Raw genomic sequence first — 20,021 nt, forward strand, 5'->3', positions numbered from 1 at the left:
CGACAAGGAGTACGTGGTGACCCCCTCCGCCCCCGCCGCACCCGCCGCCTCCACCCTCGCGTTCGTCGAGAGTCCCGTCCAGCTCCTGAACGTGCTGGAGTGGGCGTACGCGCGCCCCGGAGCGCAGCCGCAGCTGGACGGCGTACCGCGCCAGCGGGGGCGCCGGTCCGGCGGCGCGGAGCTGCCCGAGCCGGTCCCCCGGCCGGCGGGCGCCGCGTCCCCCCTGCGGATCGTCGTCCTGCCGCCCACCGACCCGATGTCCCGCGGCCAACTGCGCCGGGTGGCCGCACTGGCGCGGGACGAGGGGCACGAGGTCCGGTGGCAGGAGGCGCGCGGCAGCCGGTTCGCGCCGCTGAAGGCGCTGGCCGCGCTGGCGCGGGACGTGCGCGCCGCGCGCACGGTCGTCGTCGGCGACCCCTTCTCGCGCTACGTCCAGTTGCTGCTCACCCTGGTACGGGCCGAGGAGCTCGTGGTGGTCGACGACGGCACCGCCACCATGGAGTTCATGGCGCAGACCGCCCGCGGCGAACGCCTCGTACGGTGGCACCGGATCGGCGGCGGCGGACTGCCCGGCCGGATCCGCGAGCTGGCGTACGCACCCGTCTCCGCGACCGCCCGGCGCCGCTTCACCCCGGCCGCGCACCTCGGCCACCGCGTCGAGGTGTTCAGCTCGATGCCCGTCACCGCACACGGCGGGATGACGCTGCGGGTCAACGACTTCGCCTGGACCCGCGCCCGGTTCGGACCGCCCCGGCTGACCAGGGGCACCGACCTGGTCGGCACCTCGCTCGTGGAGACCGGGGTGGTGGATCCGGACCGCTATCTGGACGCGGTGCGCGCCCTGACCCTGGAGCACGGCGCCACCCGCTACTTCGCCCACCGCCGCGAGTCCCCGGAGAAGCTGCGCGCGCTGAGCCGGGCGACCGGGCTGGAGATCGTCCGCCCGGATCTGCCGTTGGAGCTGATCGCCCGGCGCGGTCCCGTCGGCCGGACGATCGTCAGCTTTCCCTCCACCGTCGTCCACACGCTGCCGTACGCCCTGACCGGAACCGGTGTCACGGTGGCCGTATGCGATGTGGATCCGGCGTGGCTCACCGGGTCCGCCTCCCCGCGCGCCCGCAGCTTCCTCGCCGGGGTCACGGACACCGCCCGCGATGTGCGCAGACTGCCTGCCCAGGCGGCTCCCACGGCCTGATGAGCGCGCGAGTTTACCCCCGGGTGCATCCGGTCATGCGTCCAGAGGTCGGGTTTCTTTCCCCTAACGGCATGAACTTTTCGTGATCCCCGGCCAGTTGACCCGTCCGTGGGCCTACCCTTCAACGGGTGAACCAGTTGATGTCCCGCGAGTCCCAGACCGCCCAGCCCGCCGCGTCCGACCGGCCCGAGCTGCCCGGCAAGCTTCCGGACCACCTGCGTACCGAACTGATCGCCTTCCGCCGGGACTTGCACATGCACCCGGAGCTCGGACACCAGGAATTCCGGACCACCGCGGCGATCAAGGCCCGGTTGGAGAAAGCCGGCCTGCGACCACGGGTGCTGAACTCCGGCACGGGCCTGATCTGTGACGTCGGCACCTGGGACGGGGACCGGCCGATGCTGGCCCTGCGCGCGGACATCGACGCCCTGCCCATCCCGGATGCCAAGACGCACGTCCCGTACCGCTCGACCTTCCCGGACCGCGCCCACGCCTGCGGCCACGACGTGCACACCGCCGTGGTCCTCGGCGCCGGCCTGGTCCTCGCCGAGCTCGACCGACAGGGGCTGCTGCCCCGCCCCGTGCGGCTGCTCTTCCAGCCCGCCGAGGAGGTGCTCCCGGGCGGGGCCACCGACGCCATCGGATCCGGGGTCCTGGACGGCGTCGGTCGGATCGTCGCCGTGCACTGCGACCCCCGGGTCGACGCGGGGCGCATCGGGCTGCGGGCCGGCCCCATCACCTCCGCCTGCGACCGGCTGGAGGTCACCCTCTCCGGCGCCGGCGGGCACACCGCGCGGCCGCACCTGACCACCGACCTGGTGACGGCCGCCGCCCGGGTGGCCGTCGACGCCCCGGCGCTGCTGGCCCGCCGGATGGACGCCCGCTCGGGCATGTCCGTCACCTGGGGCCGGATCGAGGCCGGGCACGCCTGCAACGTCATCCCGATGCACGCCGAGCTGTCCGGAACCGTGCGCTGCCTGGACCTGAACGCCTGGCACGAGGCACCGGACATGATCCACGCGGCGATCGACGAGATCGCGACCATGCACGGGGCCAAGTTCGAGATCAACCACGTGCGCGGGGTGCCCCCGGTGGTCAACGACCCGGTGATCACCGAGCTGCTGCGCGAGGCGATGGGGGTCCGCTGCGGAGCGGATTCGGTCGAGGACACCGAGCAGAGCCTGGGCGGGGAGGACTTCTCCTGGTACCTGGAGCACGTGCCGGGCGCGATGGCTCGCCTCGGCGTGCGTACGCCGGGCGACAGCGCCAAGCGTGACCTGCACCGGGGCGACTTCGACGTGGACGAGTCCGCGATCGCCGTCGGCGTGGAGTTCTTCACCGCCGCCGCGATGATCGACGGGCTGCGCGCGGTGGCCACGAGGTAGTCGCGGGACCGTCGAGAAGCAGCCGGCGGGCGAGACTCCTTACAACATCGGCGGGACTCCCGACGGGCGTGTCCAGCCCTTGGTACACAAGGGCTGGACGCAGAAGGAGTTACCGATCGGTCACTGTCCGGTTCACGACGATCCGATAACGACTCATGAACGGGCCTTTAACTGACATCTACGCGCGTTACGATCGCCGCGAAACCAGCGCCGGTCGTGGCGCTTCGGTCAGGTTTTGAAGGAGCCTCCCCTTGCGCCGGATCACCAGGATCGCCACCGTGGGCATCGCGTCCGCGGCGCTGGCCCTCTCGGCCACCGCCTGTGGCGGAAAGAAGTCGTCGGACGCCTCGTCCTCCCCCTCGGAGTCGGGTCAGAAGTCCGCAGCCATCGCGTACGACGTCGGTGGCCGCGGCGACCAGTCGTTCAACGACGCTGCCTACGCCGGCCTGAAGAAGGCCGAAACCGATCTCAAGATCAAGTCCGCCGAGGCGGAGCCCACCGACGGCGAGGGCGAGGCCGACAAGGTCCAGCGTCTCACCGAGCTGGCCCGCAAGGGCAACAACCCGGTCATCGGCGTCGGCTTCGCGTACGCCCCGGCCGTCAAGAAGGTCGCGCCGAAGTTCCCGAACACCACGTTCGGCATCATCGACGACACCTCGGTGACCGGCCCGAACATCGCCAACCTCGTCTTCAACGAGGAGCAGGGCTCCTACCTGGCCGGCGTCGCCGCCGCCAAGGCGTCCAAGACCGGCACGGTCGGCTTCATCGGCGGTGTCGAGGTTCCGCTGATCAAGAAGTTCGAGGCGGGCTTCACCCAGGGCGTCAAGGACACCAACCCGAACGCCAAGGTGCTCTCCGCGTACCTGACGCAGCCGCCGAACTTCGACGGTTTCTCCAAGCCCGACCTCGGCAAGGCCGCCGCGCTGGGCCAGCTCGACGCGGGCGGCGCCGACGTGGTGTACGCCGCTGCCGGTCTCGCCGGTTCGGGTGCCATCGAGGCCGCTTCCTCCAAGGGCAAGTGGGCCATCGGCGTCGACTCCGACCAGTACAACCAGGCCGGTCTGGCGAAGTACAAGGACTCGATCCTGACCTCGGTCACCAAGGACGTCGAGGACTCGGTCTTCAACCTGATCAAGTCGGTCGAGGACGGCAAGCCGACCACCGGTGAGATCCGCTACGGCCTGGACAAGGACGGCGTCGGCCTGGCCGACTCCAACCCGAAGTACAAGGAGATGGCTGACGTCGTCGCCGCGGTGGAGAAGGCCAAGGCCGACATCATCGCCAAGAAGATCGTCGTCAAGACCCAGCCGTAAGGTCGCTCCTGACATGTAGTCCTGGTCTCCGGGGTCCGGGAAGCGGTCGACATCGCTCCCGGGCCCCGAGCCACGTTCTGTGATCATTAGTCTGTGACCACGTGGCCGCCCGGCCGCAAGTTTTCACTTCTGACAGTGCTACGCGCGTAGAAGCATCGTGGACGCGATACTTTCTCTCCCCGCCCTGTCCCCCCTGCCTTCCGCTCCTTCCGCGCCAAGGAGAGTGCGTCATCAACGCGTCCAGCCCGCCCCACGCCGTAGAACTGCACGGCATCACAAAGCGCTTCCCCGGCGTCGTCGCCAACAAGGACATCGCGATCACCGTCCGCAAGGGCACGGTCCATGCCTTGATCGGTGAGAACGGCGCCGGCAAGTCGACTCTGATGAAGATCCTCTACGGCATGCAGAAGCCGGACGAGGGCACCATCGCCATCGACGGGGAGCAGGTCTCCTTCAGCACCCCCGGCGACGCCATCGCCCGCGGCATCGGCATGGTGCACCAGCACTTCATGCTCGCCGACAACCTCACCGTCCTGGAGAACGTGGTTCTCGGCGGCGAGAAGCTGTACGGCATCGGCGCCAAGGCCCGTAAGAAGATCATGGAGATCTCGGACGCGTACGGCCTCGGCGTACGCCCCGACGTCCTGGTCGAGGACCTCGGTGTCGCCGACCGGCAGCGCGTGGAGATCCTCAAGGTCCTCTACCGCGGCGCGAAGATCCTCATCCTCGACGAGCCGACCGCCGTGCTCGTGCCGCAGGAGGTGGACGCACTCTTCGACAACCTGCGCGAGCTCAAGGCCGAAGGCCTGACCGTCATCTTCATCTCGCACAAGCTGGGCGAGGTCCTGAAGGTCGCCGACGACATCACCGTCATCCGGCGCGGCACCACGGTCGGTACCGCCGACCCGAAGACCGCCACCACCAAGCAGCTCGCCGAGCTGATGGTCGGCTCCGAGCTGCCGTCGCCCGAGACCCGCGAGTCCACGGTGACGACCACGCCGATGCTGCAGGTGACGGGCCTGACCCTGGCCGCGAGCGACGCCGTCGTCGCCGAGCCGGAGACCATGGCCCCCGCGGGCGCCCCGGACTCCGCCACCCTGGAGCACGTCGGTGCAGGCCGTCTTCTGCTGGACGACATCAACCTGACCATCCACAAGGGCGAGATCCTCGGAATCGCCGGTGTGGAGGGCAACGGCCAGACGGAGCTCATCGAAGCCCTCATGGGCATGGCCTCCGCCGACTCGGGTGCCATCTCCCTGGACGGCAAGGACATCACCAGGACGCCGGTGCGCAAGCGCCGCGAGGGCGGCATCGGCTACATCCCCGAGGACCGTCACCGCCACGGCCTGCTGCTGGAGTCCCCGCTCTGGGAGAACCGGATCCTCGGCCACGTCACCGAGGCGCCCAACTCCAAGAAGGGCATCCTCGACCCGAAGGCGGCCCGCAAGGACACCGAGCGGATCGTGCGCGAGTACGACGTCCGCACGCCCGGCATCGAGGTCACCGCGGCCTCGCTCTCCGGCGGCAACCAGCAGAAGCTGATCGTCGGCCGCGAGATGAGCCACAACCCGAAGTTCCTCATCGCCGCCCACCCCACCCGCGGTGTGGACGTCGGCGCGCAGGCGCAGATCTGGGACGCGATCCGCGAGGCCCGCCGCGAGGGTCTGGCCGTGCTGCTGATCTCCGCCGACCTGGACGAGCTCATCGGCCTGTCCGACACCCTGCGCGTGATCTACCGCGGCCGCCTGGTCGCGGACGCCGACCCCGCGACCGTCACCCCCGAGGAGCTCGGCACCGCGATGACGGGTGCCGCTTCGGGGCACCTGGAAGCAACCGACAACCACTCCGCCGCTGCCGACGGTGACACGACGGAGGACGAGGCCCGATGAAGACATTCGACAAGGACCGGCTGATGCTCGCCATCGCCGGCCCCCTGCTGGCGCTGCTCAGCGCCTTCGTGCTGACCATGCTCGTTCTGGCGGCGACGGGGATCAACCCGATCGAGCCGCTGCGCATCATGGTCGAGAACGGTGGCTACGAGGACATCCAGGTCCTCATCGTCAACCAGGCCGGCACGTACTACCTGGCAGCCCTGGCCGTCGCCATCGGCTTCCGGATGAACCTCTTCAACATCGGCGTCGACGGCCAGTACCGCCTCGCCGCGATGATCTCCGCCGTGGTCGGTGGCGCCATCGCGCTGCCCGGCCCGCTGCACATCCTGCTGATCGTGCTCGTCGCGATGCTGACGGGCGCCGCCTGGGCCGGTATCGCGGGTGTCCTGAAGGCCAAGCGCGGAGTCAGCGAGGTCGTCTCGACGATCATGCTGAACGCCATCGCGACCAGCCTCATCGCCTGGCTGCTCCTGCCGAAGAACCTCGGTGTCCAGGTCGAGGGCTCCAACGACCTCACCACCGGCGAGATCGCCCAATCCGGCTGGTTCCCGGCCCTCTCCCTCGGCGACTCGGGCGAGATCTACGGCTTCACCTTCGTGGCCTTCGCCCTCGGCATCGTCTACTGGTTCACGCTCAACCGCACCCGCTTCGGCTTCGACCTTCGCGCCAGCGGCGCCAGCGAGTCCGCCGCCGCGGCCTCCGGTGTCGACTCCAAGAAGATGATCATCACCGCGATGCTCATCTCCGGCGCCGTCGCCGGCCTGTCCGGCATGCCGGTGCTGCTCGGCGAGAGCCACACGTACACCCTCGTCTTCCCCGTGGGCGTCGGCTTCACCGGCATCACGATCGCCCTGCTCGGCCGTAACAGCCCTGTCGGCATCTTCTTCGCCGCGCTCCTGATGGCCTTCATCGACAAGGCGTCCGCCGGTCTCGACACGGCCGGCTACGCCAAGGAGATCGGCACGATCATGAAGGGCCTGATCGTGATCGCGGTCGTCGTCTCGTACGAGCTGATCCGCCGCTACGGCCTGCGCCGCCAGCAGCAGAAGGTCGGCGAGGAGCTGGCCGCGGGCCACGCCATGAAGACCGAGAAGGAGGTCGCGGCGTGAGCGCCAGCACCGTTTCCACGAAGAAGGCGGCACCCGCCACCGGCGGCCGCAAGAAGCTCACCCTCCCGTGGATCATGCTGATCATCGCGGGCGCCCTCGCGCTGGTCTCCGTGGTCCGCCTGATCTCCGGGGCCAACGACCTCACCTCCGTCGGCCAGGTCTCCGGCGCCCTCTCCCTCGCCGTGCCGATCGGCCTCGCCGGCCTCGGTGGTCTGTGGGCCGAGCGCGCCGGTGTGGTCAACATCGGCCTCGAAGGCATGATGATCCTCGGCACCTGGTTCGGTGCCTGGGCCGGCTACCAGTGGGGCCCCTGGACCGGTGTGCTCGTCGGCATCGCCGGCGGCGCCGCCGGCGGCCTGCTGCACGCGATCATCACGGTGACCTTCAACGTCAACCACATCGTCTCCGGTGTGGCCGTGAACATCCTGGCGCTGGGCTTCACCCAGTACCTGTCGAACTTCACGTTCGCCGAGGCCCCGGGTGGCTCCTCCAAGCAGTCCCCCCAGGTCGAACCGATCACCAAGATCACTGTCCCAGGGCTCTCCGACTGGATGAGCGACCTCCAGGGCAAGCACTGGTTCTTCGTCTCGGACCTCGCCGGTGTCATCGGCGGTCTGGTCACCGAGATCTCGCTGCTGACCATCGTGGCCCTGCTGCTGATCCCCGCCACCTGGTGGGTGCTGTGGCGGACCTCCTTCGGTCTGCGCCTGCGTTCCTGCGGTGAGAACCCGATCGCCGCCGAGTCGCTGGGCGTCAACGTCTACAAGTACAAGTACATCGCCGTGATCATCTCGGGCGCCCTCGCCGGCCTCGGCGGCGTGTACCTGTCCGAGGTCGCCAGCCCCATCTACCAGGAGGGCCAGACCGGCGGCCGCGGCTACATCGGTCTCGCCGCGATGATCTTCGGTAACTGGATGCCGGGCGGCATGGCGATGGGCGCGGGCCTGTTCGGCTTCATCGACAGCCTCAAGCTGCGCGGTGGCGCGGAGAACGTCCACGCGATGCTGCTGCTGATCGCGATCCTGCTGGTGCTGGTCTGCGTCTGGCAGCTGTACAAGAAGAAGTACATCCAGGCCGGCGTCGCCGCCGCCTTCGCCGCGCTGCTGTTCCTCTGGTACGCGACGACCGACTCGGTGCCGAGCCAGTTCGTGGACGCCGCTCCGTACCTGACCACGCTGCTCGTGCTCGCCCTGTCGGCGCAGCGCCTGCGGATGCCCAAGGCGGACGGCATGCCGTACCGCAAGGGTCAGGGCAAGTGACCTCGGACCGGACGGTGGACTGGGAAGCCCTGCGGACGTCCGCCCGGGAAGCGATGACCCGGGCGTACGCCCCGTACTCGGGCTTCCCGGTCGGGGTCGCCGCCCTGGTGGACGACGGCCGCGTCGTGACCGGCTGCAACGTCGAGAACGCCAGCTACGGGCTGGGCCTGTGCGCCGAGTGCGGACTGGTCTCCTCCCTCCACGCCACCGGCGGAGGCCGCCTCACGCACTTCACGTGCGTGGACGGAAAGGGCGAGATCCTCGTCCCGTGCGGCCGCTGCCGCCAGCTGCTGTACGAATTCGGCGGCGACGAGCTGCTGGTGGAGACCCCGGACGGGGTCCTCCCGCTGGCGGCGATGCTGCCGCAGGCCTTCGGGCCCGACCACCTGAGATAGCCGTGCCGACGGCCCTTCGCCCCTGCCGGGGCGGAGGGCCGTCGTACTTCCGTTCCTGAACCCCTCATCTCCCCCTCTCTATGCGCGTAGAAGGAAGCACCTCATGGACGTCATCTCCGTCATCCGGACCAAGCGGGACCGCGGTGAGCTGAGCCCCGAGCAGATCGACTGGGTCATCGACGCGTACACCCGCGGTGTCGTGGCCGACGAGCAGATGTCGGCGCTGGCGATGGCCATCCTGCTCAACGGCATGAACCGGACCGAGATCGCCCGCTGGACCGCGGCGATGATCGCCTCCGGCGAGCGCATGAACTTCGACTCCCTGTCCCGCCCGACCGCCGACAAGCACTCCACCGGCGGTGTCGGCGACAAGATCACCCTCCCGCTCGCCCCGCTCGTCGCCGCGTGCGGCGCGGCCGTGCCCCAGCTGTCCGGCCGCGGCCTCGGCCACACCGGTGGCACGCTCGACAAGCTGGAGTCCATCCCCGGCTGGCGTGCGCTGCTCTCCAACGAGGAGATGCTGCACGTCCTGGACACCACCGGCGCCGTCATCTGCGCGGCGGGCGACGGCCTGGCCCCGGCGGACAAGAAGCTCTACGCCCTGCGTGACGTCACCGGCACGGTCGAGGCCATCCCGCTGATCGCCTCCTCGATCATGTCGAAGAAGATCGCCGAGGGCACCGGCTCGCTCGTCCTCGACGTCAAGGTCGGCTCCGGCGCGTTCATGAAGAACATCGAGGACGCTCGCGAGCTGGCGCGCACCATGGTCGGCCTCGGCACCGACTCGGGCGTCAAGACCGTCGCGCTCCTCACCGACATGTCCACGCCGCTCGGCCTGACCGCCGGCAACGCCCTGGAGGTCCGCGAGTCGGTCGAGGTCCTCGCCGGTGGCGGCCCCGCCGACGTGGTCGAGCTGACCATCGCGCTGGCCAAGGAGATGCTGGACGCGGCGGGCATCAAGGACGCCGACCCGGCGAAGGCCCTCGCCGACGGCTCCGCGATGGACCACTGGCGCCGGATGATCGCGGCCCAGGGCGGCGACCCGGACGCGACCCTCCCGGTCGCCCGCGAGCAGCACGTGGTCACCGCCCCCGAGTCGGGCGTCCTGACCCGCCTGGACGCGTACGGGGTCGGCGTCGCCGCCTGGCGCCTGGGCGCCGGCCGCGCGCGCAAGGAGGACCCGGTGCAGGCGGGCGCGGGCGTCGAGCTCCACGCGAAGCCGGGCGACACCGTCACGGCCGGCCAGCCGCTGATGACCCTGCACACGGACACCCCGGAGAAGTTCGACTACGCCCTCGCCTCCCTGGCGGGCACGTACGACATCGCCCCGGCGGGCACGGCCTTCTCCGCCACGCCGATCGTGCTGGACCGCATCGCCTGACCTGCGGCTTCCCTTTCGTGTGAACGGGACCGGTGGACCCCCACCGGTCCCGTTCGGCATGTTGGGATCGGTGCCGACCGCTTCACGAGGAGCAGGAAATGAGCGCACCCACCGACCCGTACGTACCCGATCACGACAGCTGGGAGGGCCTCGTCCGTCTCTGGGAGGAACTGGACCGGCCCGAGGGCTGCAAAGTGGAGATCATCGGCGGGACGGTCAGGGTCGCGCCCCGGGTGGCCAACCGCCATGCCCTCATCGCGTCCGTGGTCCGACGCGCGCTCTGCCCGGCACTGCCCGAGACGTGGGGCGTCTACCAGAGGCAGAGCGTGGCGGTCCCGTCCTGCGGGGCCATGCTCACCCCGGACCTCCTGGTCCTGGATTCGTCCGTCCTCGTCGAGTCGGCCACACAGTGCTACGTGCCGGCCGAGCGCGCCGTCCTCGTCGCCGAGATCACGTGCCGTTCGACGGCAGCCCAGGACCGCACCGAGAAGCCCGCCGCGTATGCCCGGGCGGGCATCCCGCTCTATCTTCTCATCGACGCCCACGCCCCCGGCGGCCCCACCGTCACGCTGTACGGGGAGCCGAATCAGGACGTGTACCGGGTGCTGCGTGCCGGCAGGTTCGGCGACACTTTCCACCTGCCTACCCCCTTCGGCATCGTCCTCGACACCTCCGTCTTCCCCCGCCCCTGACCTCAGAGCCGCGGCAGGGCCTCGCCCGGGCGCGGCTCGCGGCGCTGCTCCAGCCAGAACAGGTAGCCGCGCAGGTAGGCCTCCAGGCCGTCGTCGATGTACGCGACAAAGTCGCGCAGGCCGCGGGCGGCGTCCTGGTGGTGCACCTGGAACCGGGGATCCTCGGTGTCCCGTTCGGCCGCGGCGGCCACGGCCCACTCACGGACCTTCCCGCGGCCTCGCCACCAGTCGCGAACCGCCTCGACGGTCCAGTGGTCGTCGCCGTCCCAGCCGTAGCCGGAGTACAGCTCCACCTGGGCGGCGCTCAGCAGGGCTTCGGCCTCGGAGGCGTTGACCGGCTGCCGGTAGACGAACTCGTGGTCGCCGTCGTAGGCGATGTGACGGGGAGCCTCCCCCCGGCCCAGCTCCATGCAGTCGGTGTCCGCCCCGTAGAACGGGCCGGGGACGTTGCGCCGGTTCCGCTCGGCCCAGACCCCCGAGAACACCGGGAAACGGCTGGTCGAGGGCGTGACCAGCCGCCGGACGTAGGGCACGGGGTCCCAGTAGGCAGGCTTCATCGCGCCATTGTGCGCGGCGCCGATGAGTTCCGGCGGGCGGGGGAGTCACCCTCTCGTGGAGATCCGAGAACTCGTGCTGCCCGGGCCCGGACCGGCCGCCCCGCAGGACGCCGCGCTGCTGTGCGCCCGGCTGGCCCGGCTCTACGACGGCGGGGCCGGCGCGGTGGTCTGCGACGCCGCCGCGGTCACCGCGCCCGGGCTGGCCGACGTACAGGTGCTGGCCCGGCTGCGGCTGACCGCCCGGGGGCGGCCGCTGCGGGTGACCGGCGCAGGGCCCGCCCTACGCGCCCTGCTGGACCTCGTAGGACTCGTCGAGCTCCTCGGGGAGGCCGAACAACGGGAACCATCGCGCGGTGTCCAGGAAGGCGTTGAGCCCGACGATCTTGCCGTCTGAAATCTCCAGCACCTGAAGGGCCCACGGGGTGTGTCCCGGCTTCCCGTCCTCGCGCGGCCGGTACTGGCCGAAGGCGGGCAGGCCGTTCGCCGTCGTCGGGATCAGCCGGGAGCCCTTGCAGCCGATGCCCTGGTTCAGGTGCCAGGCCGCGATGTCCTCGTGGCCGCGCAGCCACAGGTCGAACGGCGGCATCGAGAGCACCGCGTCCTCGTGGAGGAGGGTGGTGAGCCGCGAGATGTCGTAGGCCTCGAAGGCGGAGAGGTACTGCTCCAGCAGCTTCGCCTGGTCGGCGTCCAGCGGATCCGCCGGGTCGCTGTCGCGCAGCGACTGCCCGGCGAGGGTGGCCCGAGCCCGCTGCAGGGCGCTGTTCACCGAGGCCGTCGTGGTCTCCAGGAGCTGGGCCACCTCGTCGGCCTTCCAGGCCAGCACCTCGCGCAGGATGAGGACCGCCCGCTGCTTCGCCGGCAGGTGCTGGAGCGCCGCGACGAAGGCCAGCCGTACGGACTCCTTCGCCAGCGCCATCTCCGCCGGGTCGGCGGTCTGCGGCAGCACCCGGCCGTCCGGGACGGGCTCCAGCCAGGTCACCTCGGGGCGCTCGTTGAGCACGGCGGAGGCCTGGTGCTGCGGGGCGCTCAGGTCCATCGGGCGGGCCCGCTTGTTGCCCGCGTTCAGCAGGTCCAGGCAGACGTTGGTCGCGATCCGGTACAGCCACGACCGAAGCGAGGAGCGGCCCTCGAACTTCTCGTAGCTGCGCCAGGCGCGGACGTACGTGTCCTGCACCGCGTCCTCGGCGTCGAAGGACGAGCCGAGCATCCGGTAGCAGTAGCCGGTGAGCTCGACCCGGTACCGCTCCATGGCCGTGTCGAGGTCCATCTCGGTGGTGGCGAGATCACTCATGTCCGTCCGTCCCCCTGGTCGTTCCGCTACTTCGGAACCTACCGGAGGGGTCTGACAACGGCAGCCGGAAGCGGTGGACGCGCCCGCAGACGTACATATATGTCGTCATCAAGTTTCTTGACGTCAAGATTGATGTGGTGCAGGCTTCCGTCATGTATCTCGATGTCGAGATACATGGACGGTGGGCGCGGTCGATACGGGGGACTGGGATGCGGCGCGGCGGGGAGATCCGGAAGGCACGGCAGGGGGACGGTGGTCTGCTGGCGCAACTGCGCCGGCCGCCCGGCGGCCGTGACGCGCGGATCATGCTGCTCACCCAGGCGCTGGACCGAGCGGGCACCGGCGTGTGGGCCGCGTCCTCCGTCCTCTACTTCACCTTCGTCGTCGGCCTCGACGCCGGGCGGCTGGGCCTGCTGCTGGGCGCGGCGGGGGTGGCGGGCATCGCCGGCTCGCCGCTGGCCGGCCACCTCGCCGACCGCTTCCAGGTCCGCACCCTGCTGATCGGCTGCCACCTGATCCGCCTCGGCGCGCTCTGCGTGCTGCTGGTGGTCACCGACTTCGGCCTGTTGCTGCTCCTGTTCGCCGTCACCCACCTGGGAGACAGGGCGGCCAAGACGCTGGAGATGCTCTTCGCCACCCGGGTCGCGGGCGAGCGGCGCTCCACCTACCAGGCGCTGTCGCGCAGCTCGGCCAACGCCGGCTACGCCCTCGGCGCGGGCCTCTCCGCCATCGGCCTCGCGATCGGCACCCGTGGCGCCTACCAGGTGCTGATCCTGGCGAACGCGCTGTCCTTCCTGGTGGCCGCGGTCCTGGTGTGGCGCACCAGGGAGCCGCGCGGCGCCGGGCTCGTGGTCGCACGGCCCGGGGCGCAGGAAGGCGTCCCGGCGGCCGGGACCGGGCCCTGGCGGGACCGCGGCTACCTGCGGTTCGTCCTGCTGGACATCCCGATGAGCCTGGACGACTCGATCCTCGGTGTCGGCATACCGCTGTGGCTGGTCGGCCACACCGCGGCCCCGCACGCCCTGATCCCGGCCTTCCTGGTCATCAACACCGTGCTCGTCGTCGTCCTGCAACTGCGGGTGTCGGCCCGGGTGCGCGACGCCCACCAGGCCACGGGCGCCGTCGCCCTGTACGGCCTGACGACGCTCGCCTGCTGCGTCTTCCTGGCCGCGGCCCCCGCGGGCGGGGCCTGGGCCGCCTCGCTGATCCTGCTCGCCGCGGCCGTGCTGGTCACCGCGGCGGAACTGATGCGCTCGGTGAGCTCCTGGGAGCTCGCCGTCTCCCTCGCCCCGCCGCAGGCGCGCGCCTCCTACCTCGGGGTGGCCGGGATGGCCCAGTCCGTCCAGAAGTCCGCGGGCCCGCTGCTGCTGACCGGCGCGGTGATGGCGGCCGGCCCGGTCGGCTGGCTGGCTCTCGGGGCCGGGGTGGCGGGCCTGTCCCTCGTCCAACGCCGGGCCGCCCTCCGCCGGTTGGACCACCTGGGCGCCGCCCCCGTACCCGCCGCCGGCAAGGCCTAGGCCGTCTCATCCGGATCTTGTCGGGCCCGGCCCGCCCGGCACGGCACCTCGCCGCGTTGTCGGGGCACCCGAGTACGTCCAGTACACGGGCGCCCCTCCGCCTTGCGATGCACCGCACCGGACGACCCGGGCTCACCCGACAAGATCCGAAAGAGACGGCCTAGGTCCCGGGCTTGCGGCCGTACACGTAGACGTCCTCACCCTGCCCCAGCAGGTTCCAGTACGCCTTCGCGTCGGCCGGGCGCATGTTCACGCAGCCACCCGAACCGGGCGGGTTCCACATGCTCTTGGTGGTCGAGTGGAAGGCGATGCCGCCGTCGAAGAACTGCGCGTACGGCATCGAGACGTTGTAGAGCGTCGACCAGTGGTCGATGTTGCGGTAGTAGATCTTCTTCAGGCCGGTCCGGGTCTCCGTGCCGTCCTTGCCGGTACGGACCGGGACGGGCCCGTACTTCAGGGTGGCGCCGTCCTGGATCCAGCTGAGCTGCCGCGTCAGGTCGACGCAGGCGATCCGTCCCCGGTCCACCGGACAGGCGCCCGCCTTGTTCGGGGTGGTACCGGCCGCCCGCTGGGCCAGCATCGTGCTCATCGTCTGCCAGGTCAGCGGCCCGGCGTAGCCCTGTGTCGGGGTGATCCCGTGGCTCGCCTGGAAGGAGCGGATCGCCGTGCAGTCGGCCGCCGACTGCTTCCCGTCCACCGGCCGTCCGAGGAACTGCTCGACCTGCCGCTGGTACGGCCCGGTGGTGAGGTTGCAGGAGGCGGCGGCCTGCGCCGCCCCGCCACCCGTGACCACCACCGGCAGCGCCAACGCGAGGGCCCCGACCAGCACCGCCGCCCGCCGCCCCACGCGCCCGCGCGACGCCCGTGTCCCCACGTTCGTCCCCACAGCCGTTCCCGTGTCCGTCTCCGTGCCCGCGCCCGTCCCCATCCGGTCCTCCCCTGCTCGCACCGCAACGTCCTCCGTGTTGAATGCCCGGAAAACAAGCAGGGGTTGCCGCGTGGGGTGTGGAGATTTCGTCAGCGCGCGCCCATGGCCGACGCTGGCATCCGCCGCTCGGCACGCGCCGCGTGCGACCCGTACAGGGTGATCGACACGACGCCGAGCACCGCCAGCAGCGCGATGCCGACCGTGGCCGCCCAGCCCGCCGAGTGGTAGGCGAGGGCGCCCAGGGTGCCGCCCGCACTGGAGCCGAGGTAGTACGCGGACTGGTAGAGCGCGGAGGCCTGCGCCCGGCCCGTCTTCGCGGTCCGGCTCACCGCGGCCGAGGCCACCGCGTGCCCCGCGAAGAAGCCCGCGGTGATCAGCACCAGCCCGAGCACGATCGCCGTCAGCGAGTCCGACAGCGACAGCAGCAGGCCGAGCGCCGTGGTCGTCACGGCCAGGTACAGCGCGCCGCGCCGCCCGGTACGGGCCACCAACTTGCCGGCGGCGGCCGAGGAGACCGTACCGACCAGGTAGATCAGGAAGATCGACCCGACCACGCCCTGCCCGAGCGAGAACGGCTCGTCCACCAGGCGGTAGCCGATCACGGTGTAGACCGCGCCGAAGACCGTCATGAACAGGGCGCCGATCCCGTACAGGCGCAGCAGCAGCGGATCACGCAGGTGACCGGCGACGGTACGGCCCACCGCGCGCGGGTTCAGCGACGCCGGGCGGAAGAACCGCGCCCGGGGCAGCAGCACCAGGAAGGCCACGGCGCACGCCAGCGCCATCAGGGCGACGGCCAGCAGGCCCGCCCGCCAGCCCCACAGCTGCGCGGCCCAGCCGGTGACGAGACGACCGCTCATACCGCCGATGGAGTTCCCCGCCACGAACAGGCCGATCGCGGCCACCAGCGCCTTGGGCTTGACCTCCTCCGCCAGGTAGGCCATCGCGGAGGCCGGGATCCCGGCGATCGCCGCGCCCTGGATCGCGCGCAGCACCACCAGCCACTCCACGTTCGGCGCGAAGGGCACCAGCAGGCCGACGACGACGGCGATCACCATCGAGTACGTCATCATCCGGGTGCGGCCGAACCGCTCGGACAGCGCGCTCAGCGGAAGGACGAACAGCGCGAGCGCGCCGGTGGCCGCGGACACCGTCCAGCTGGCCTGGCCCGCCGTCACGCCGAAGCCGGCGGAGATCGCGGGCAACAGGGCCTGGGTGGAGTAGAGAAGGGCGAACGTCGCGAGTCCGGCGGCGAAGAGCGCGAGGCTCATCCGGCGGTAACCGGGGCGGCCGGGGGAGAGGGGCTGCGGTGCGGGGGACGACGAGGTGGAGGCACCCGGGATGACGGGTGCCCCGGTATGAACGGGAGGCATGCTTCGACGTTAGGCCTGTCATTTTCATGCGTCCAATGCACAGAATCGCGATAATCGATCCACTGATGCATCAACCCAGCTCAGAAGCGTGGATGTCGATGAACCGTTACGTAGAAGACATGGCAGTGACAACTCTGCTGGCGCCACGGCTGGCGTATTTCGTCGCCGTCGCCCGCCACGAGCACGTCACCCGCGCCGCCCACGAGCTGGGCGTCCCGCAGTCCACCCTGTCCCGGGCCATGGTCCGGCTCGAACAGGACCTCGGCGTCACGCTGTTCGCCCGTAAGGGCCGTACGGTCGCCCTCACCACGGCCGGCCGCACCTTCCTGGCCTCGGCCGAGCAGGCCCTCACGGAGATCGACCGCGCCGCCGAGTCCGTACAGCAGGACGCCGATCCGGCGGCCGGCAAGGTGGCCTTCGGCTTCCTGCACACCCTCGGGTCCGAGACCGTACCCGGCCTCATCCGCGCCTTCCGCGCCGACCACCCGCGCATCCGCTTCTCCCTCGTCCAGAACTACGGCGAGGCCATGCTGGAGAAGCTCCGGGCCGGTGAACTCGACCTGTGCCTGACCTCCCCGCTGCCGGACGCCCCCGACCTGGTCGCCCGCCGCCTCGACGAACAGCGGCTGCGGCTGGTGGTCCCGGACGACCACCGGCTCGCGACCCGCAAGCGCATCCGCCTCGCCGAGGCCGCCGAGGAAACCTTCGTCACCCTGGAGCCCGGCTACGGGATGCGCCGCATCACCGACGACCTGTGCGCGGAGGCCGGGTTCACCCCGAAGATCGCCTTCGAGGGCGAGGAGGCCGAGACCCTGCGTGGCCTGGTCGCCGCGGGCCTGGGCGTCGCCCTCCTACCGCCCCCGGCCGTGCCCCGCCCCGGCGTGGTCGAGCTGACCGTCACCGCCCCGCGCGCCGTCCGCGAGATCGGCCTCGCCTGGCTCGACGGCCACCCCGACACCCCACCGGTGGCGGAGTTCAAGCGCTTCCTGCTCTCCCGCCGCGGCCGCCTGATCCCCGAACTGGACCCGTCCGTCGGGTGATCGGACCCCGCGCCCGGCCGCGCGGCCACCTGGGCCGGCCCGGACGGCGGATCTAGGGCGGGTCCCGTCGGTCGGGCGGGGTGGGGGCTGCCGCCGAGAGCAAGTAGCCCGCCTGGAAGCGGGACTTGGCGCCCACCGCGCGCATGATCTCGGCGATGTGGCGCTGGCAGGTCCGCTCCGACATGCCCAGGCGGCGGGCGATCACCTTGTCCTCCAGGCCCTCCGACAGCAGCCGGACGATCGTCTGCCGCAGCTCGTCCGAGATCGACCGGGCCGCCTCCGGGCTCACCGAGGTCGGGAACGGCTCGGCGCCCACCCAGGAGCGCTCGAAGGCGGCCGTCATGAAGTGCACGACACTCGGCTCCCGCACCACCAGCGCCGCCCCGTTGCGGTCCGGCACCGCCATCAGACCCGTGTGCGCGTCGAAGATCAGCATCCGCATCAGTCCGTCGCCCAGGGTCCGCACCTGGGCGCCCAGGGCCGTCACCCGCTCGACGTACGCCGCCGTGGGCCGTGAGTAGCGTGCCGTGTGCTGGTAGATCGTGCGCATCCGGACCCCGCGCGTCAGCAGCGACTCGTCCCGCCCGATCGACTCCTCCAGGGTCTCCAGCGGGCGGCCCCCGCCGGGCTGCGAGGTCAGCAGCTCCCGCTCGCACGTCGCGACCAGTTCCGCGATCAGCCCCCGCACCGCCCCGAGGTCGGTGACCAGCTCCAGCCGGCCCGACCCGCTGAGGTCCCGGTGCGCGGTCCCCGCCTCGTACGCGGGTACCAGCGTCTCCAGCCGGCCGCGCAGCCGGTCCATCTCGTCGTGGGTCTCGCGTACGAGCAGGGCCAGCGGGGCCAGGGCCCGGGCCGCCGCGGCCCGGGGGGCCACCGCGCTCCAGCGGTCCGGTTCGTCGCCCGGGGCCCGCTGGAGCAGGTGCGCGGCGGCCAGCTCGGTGATCGCGGCGGCCGCGCGGACGCCCAGCGCCCCGGTGGCCTCGCACAGGCCGAAGGCGTGCCGCTCGACGGCGTACGCGTACAGGCGCCGGGCGGCGGGGCTCAGCTCCCCGTCAGCTCCGGCCGGCCCGGATTCCTCGGGAGGCATATGCGTATGCGTCCCGAGTTGTGTCTGTTTGTAAACCCCTCGTGTTTCCGCAAGGCGGCAAAACGACGCCTGGCCGGCCGCCCTCGGCACGGGCCGAAGCGGCACAGTGGCAGCACGGCACGAGGGGGAAGCGCGGTGTGCTGCAGCGGACACCCAGGCGAGAACGGGGGCCAGTGTCCAGCTCGGCCCGCGGCCGGCCGTGGTGGTCGCGCCGGAGCCGTTCGGTGCCATCCGACCGTGAGGGGGCGGATCGGCGGGTACGGACGGACCGGCGCGCCCCCGAAGCGCGTGAGTCGTCGGCCGGTCGGGCCGGTCGCCTGATGGTCGTGAGCCGTTGGCCCTCAGTCGCCCGCCGGCTTCGCGTAGTCGTTGTAGCCGGTCCAGTCCAGCGCCACGCACGGCTCGTCACCCAGCACCCAGGCGTCGTGCCCGGGGGCGATCTGGATGAAGTCGCCCGGGCCGAGGTCGCCGCTCTCCCCGTCGTCCATGACGATCTTCATCCGGCCGCTCACGATGTACCCGGTGTGGGCGGAGCGGCAGCTGTCCGTGCCGGCCAGCGGCTTGATGTGCAACGACCAGCGCCAGCCCGGCTCGAAGACCGCGCGTCCCACCGCCCCGCCCTCGGTGTTGAACAGGTCCAGCCTGCCCGTACCGGCCTCGAAGGGCCGCGTCTCGTCAGGCTTGTCGAAGTTCCTGTGGACCAATCCGCCCATGGCCGGTCGCCTCCGGGAGTCCGGCAACACACCCGAGTCCGGTTCCCACGGTACGCGCGCCGGGCCGCGCCCGTGGATCACCGCCCGCCGCGCCCGTGGATCACCTCCGCAGCGACTTCCCGAAGCCCGAGGCCAGCGGCATCCGCAGGCCCAGGGGCGGCGGCGCGGCCAAGGCGTCCGTCACCGGCCGCGAGTACCGACCCGAGAAGACCGCGCCCAGGATGAAGTCCACCGCCAGCGCCACCACTTCCGGCTGGTGCTCGCGCAACCCGTGCCCGTCCGAATGCACCTCGAAGCGGCACGTCGAGCGGTTCGCCTTCTTCGCGCGCGCCGCCAGCCGGAAGGAGGCCTCCGGGTCGCTGCGCGCGTCGTTGGTGCCGTGGACGATCAACACCTGCCGTCCCGACAGCTGTTTCACCGGTTCAGGGGGGTCGGCCCGAGCCGTCTCCGTTAAACAAGGGGCGATCACCACGACCGAGTTGACGGCCCCGTGGCCCGCCGCCCGCAGCGCGGCCAGTCCTCCCGCGTCGTAGCCGGCCAGGCACACCGGCACGTCCCCGTACCGCCGCACCGCCTCGTCCGCGGCCCACCCCGCCTGCTCCTCCCGGGCGGAGTCCCCGCCGTGGACGACCATGTGCGTGACGAGCCCCTCCGCCCCGCCCGCGCGGGCCAGCGCCCGCGCGAGCGGGCGCATGGGACCCGGGGACAATCGGGAGGCCCCGGGGAGCAGGAGCACCACCCCGTTGACCGTGCTGTGCGTCGAACCCGAGCCGGTTCTCGCGCCGACCGCCCGCCCCAGGCGGGCCCCGCGCGCCGGCGGCGCATGCTGTGCCATGGCGGAACAGTCTCAGACCTTCAGGTGTACGCCATCCGTCCGCGCGGTCTCTGTTACAT

At 71.3% G+C, this 20,021-nt stretch carries 19 protein-coding genes; 12 read left to right on the forward strand and 7 right to left on the reverse strand.

Annotation, left to right across the window (positions count from 1 at the left end; genetic code table 11):
* Positions 1 to 16: 16 nt before the first annotated feature.
* The 9 genes from BCL76_RS37835 to BCL76_RS37875 all read left to right on the forward strand — a co-directional run bounded on the left by BCL76_RS37835 (position 17) and on the right by BCL76_RS37875 (position 10,621).
* Complete coding sequence (locus tag BCL76_RS37835; RefSeq protein ID WP_109784037.1) at positions 17 to 1,195, forward strand: hypothetical protein; 1,179 nt, start codon at positions 17 to 19, stop codon at positions 1,193 to 1,195.
* A 140-nt stretch (positions 1,196 to 1,335) separates the two neighbouring features.
* Positions 1,336 to 2,580, forward strand: a complete 1,245-nt coding sequence (locus tag BCL76_RS37840; RefSeq protein WP_109784038.1) for an amidohydrolase — start codon at positions 1,336 to 1,338, stop codon at positions 2,578 to 2,580.
* A 251-nt stretch (positions 2,581 to 2,831) separates the two neighbouring features.
* Positions 2,832 to 3,893 carry a BMP family lipoprotein gene (locus tag BCL76_RS37845; protein ID WP_109784039.1) on the forward strand — a complete coding sequence of 354 codons (1,062 nt, stop codon included), beginning with the start codon at positions 2,832 to 2,834 and terminating at the stop codon, positions 3,891 to 3,893.
* Positions 3,894 to 4,123: 230 nt separating this feature from the next.
* Positions 4,124 to 5,782: an ABC transporter ATP-binding protein gene (locus tag BCL76_RS37850; RefSeq protein ID WP_109784058.1), complete on the forward strand. Its 1,659-nt coding sequence runs from the start codon at positions 4,124 to 4,126 to the stop codon at positions 5,780 to 5,782.
* Positions 5,779 to 6,894: an ABC transporter permease gene (locus tag BCL76_RS37855; protein ID WP_109784040.1), complete on the forward strand. Its 1,116-nt coding sequence runs from the start codon at positions 5,779 to 5,781 to the stop codon at positions 6,892 to 6,894. Before BCL76_RS37850 ends, BCL76_RS37855 begins: the two co-directional genes overlap by 4 nt.
* Complete coding sequence (locus BCL76_RS37860; protein WP_258310148.1) at positions 6,891 to 8,153, forward strand: ABC transporter permease; 1,263 nt, start codon at positions 6,891 to 6,893, stop codon at positions 8,151 to 8,153. Before BCL76_RS37855 ends, BCL76_RS37860 begins: the two co-directional genes overlap by 4 nt.
* On the forward strand, positions 8,150 to 8,548 hold the full coding sequence (locus BCL76_RS37865) for a cytidine deaminase (RefSeq protein WP_030712516.1): 399 nt from the start codon (positions 8,150 to 8,152) through the stop codon (positions 8,546 to 8,548). The genes BCL76_RS37860 and BCL76_RS37865 overlap by 4 nt, the downstream gene beginning before the upstream one ends.
* A 103-nt stretch (positions 8,549 to 8,651) precedes the next feature.
* Positions 8,652 to 9,929, forward strand: coding sequence for a thymidine phosphorylase (locus BCL76_RS37870; protein WP_109784041.1), 1,278 nt, complete (start codon positions 8,652 to 8,654; stop codon positions 9,927 to 9,929).
* Between the two features lie 98 nt (positions 9,930 to 10,027).
* Positions 10,028 to 10,621, forward strand: a complete 594-nt coding sequence (locus BCL76_RS37875) for a Uma2 family endonuclease (protein ID WP_109784042.1) — start codon at positions 10,028 to 10,030, stop codon at positions 10,619 to 10,621.
* Between the two features lie 2 nt (positions 10,622 to 10,623).
* On the opposite strand, the gene BCL76_RS37880 is transcribed toward BCL76_RS37875, so the two are convergent.
* Positions 10,624 to 11,178: a ferredoxin gene (locus tag BCL76_RS37880; protein ID WP_219934022.1), complete on the reverse strand. Its 555-nt coding sequence runs from the start codon at positions 11,176 to 11,178 to the stop codon at positions 10,624 to 10,626.
* A gap of 55 nt (positions 11,179 to 11,233) precedes the next feature.
* On the opposite strand from BCL76_RS37880, the gene BCL76_RS37885 reads away from it, so the two are divergent.
* Positions 11,234 to 11,572: an STAS domain-containing protein gene (locus BCL76_RS37885; RefSeq protein ID WP_258310149.1), complete on the forward strand. Its 339-nt coding sequence runs from the start codon at positions 11,234 to 11,236 to the stop codon at positions 11,570 to 11,572.
* Here the strand turns inward: BCL76_RS37885 and BCL76_RS37890 are convergent.
* Positions 11,459 to 12,469 carry a sigma-70 family RNA polymerase sigma factor gene (locus tag BCL76_RS37890; protein ID WP_109784044.1) on the reverse strand — a complete coding sequence of 337 codons (1,011 nt, stop codon included), beginning with the start codon at positions 12,467 to 12,469 and terminating at the stop codon, positions 11,459 to 11,461. The two genes, BCL76_RS37885 and BCL76_RS37890, sit on opposite strands and share 114 nt — an antisense overlap.
* Positions 12,470 to 12,678: 209 nt before the next feature.
* On the opposite strand from BCL76_RS37890, the gene BCL76_RS37895 reads away from it, so the two are divergent.
* Positions 12,679 to 13,986, forward strand: a complete 1,308-nt coding sequence (locus BCL76_RS37895; protein ID WP_109784045.1) for an MFS transporter — start codon at positions 12,679 to 12,681, stop codon at positions 13,984 to 13,986.
* Positions 13,987 to 14,146: 160 nt separating this feature from the next.
* Here BCL76_RS37895 and BCL76_RS37900 read toward each other — a convergent pair whose 3' ends face one another.
* Both BCL76_RS37900 and BCL76_RS37905 read right to left on the reverse strand, forming a co-directional pair.
* The gene (locus BCL76_RS37900; protein WP_375138013.1) at positions 14,147 to 14,812 is read right to left on the reverse strand and encodes a L,D-transpeptidase family protein; all 666 of its coding nucleotides are present in this window, start codon (positions 14,810 to 14,812) and stop codon (positions 14,147 to 14,149) included.
* A gap of 191 nt (positions 14,813 to 15,003) precedes the next feature.
* Positions 15,004 to 16,287: an MFS transporter gene (locus BCL76_RS37905; protein ID WP_109784047.1), complete on the reverse strand. Its 1,284-nt coding sequence runs from the start codon at positions 16,285 to 16,287 to the stop codon at positions 15,004 to 15,006.
* Positions 16,288 to 16,349: 62 nt separating this feature from the next.
* Between BCL76_RS37905 and BCL76_RS37910 the strand changes: the two genes are divergently transcribed.
* Positions 16,350 to 17,327, forward strand: coding sequence for a LysR family transcriptional regulator (locus BCL76_RS37910; protein WP_030712495.1), 978 nt, complete (start codon positions 16,350 to 16,352; stop codon positions 17,325 to 17,327).
* Positions 17,328 to 17,379: 52 nt separating this feature from the next.
* Here the strand turns inward: BCL76_RS37910 and BCL76_RS37915 are convergent, their stop codons facing one another.
* From BCL76_RS37915 to BCL76_RS37925, 3 genes are all read right to left on the reverse strand, one after another.
* Entirely contained in the window at positions 17,380 to 18,414 is a 1,035-nt protein-coding gene (locus tag BCL76_RS37915; protein WP_258310150.1) for a helix-turn-helix transcriptional regulator, read from the reverse strand.
* A 341-nt stretch (positions 18,415 to 18,755) separates the two neighbouring features.
* Positions 18,756 to 19,127 (reverse strand): cupin domain-containing protein, encoded by a 372-nt coding sequence (locus tag BCL76_RS37920; RefSeq protein WP_109784048.1) that lies wholly within the window; start codon positions 19,125 to 19,127, stop codon positions 18,756 to 18,758.
* A gap of 100 nt (positions 19,128 to 19,227) precedes the next feature.
* Positions 19,228 to 19,962: an alpha/beta hydrolase gene (locus BCL76_RS37925; RefSeq protein WP_109784049.1), complete on the reverse strand. Its 735-nt coding sequence runs from the start codon at positions 19,960 to 19,962 to the stop codon at positions 19,228 to 19,230.
* Positions 19,963 to 20,021 lie beyond the last annotated feature (59 nt).

It is taken from the genome of Streptomyces sp. CG 926 (assembly GCF_003148825.1).
Lineage (GTDB): Bacteria > Actinomycetota > Actinomycetes > Streptomycetales > Streptomycetaceae > Streptomyces.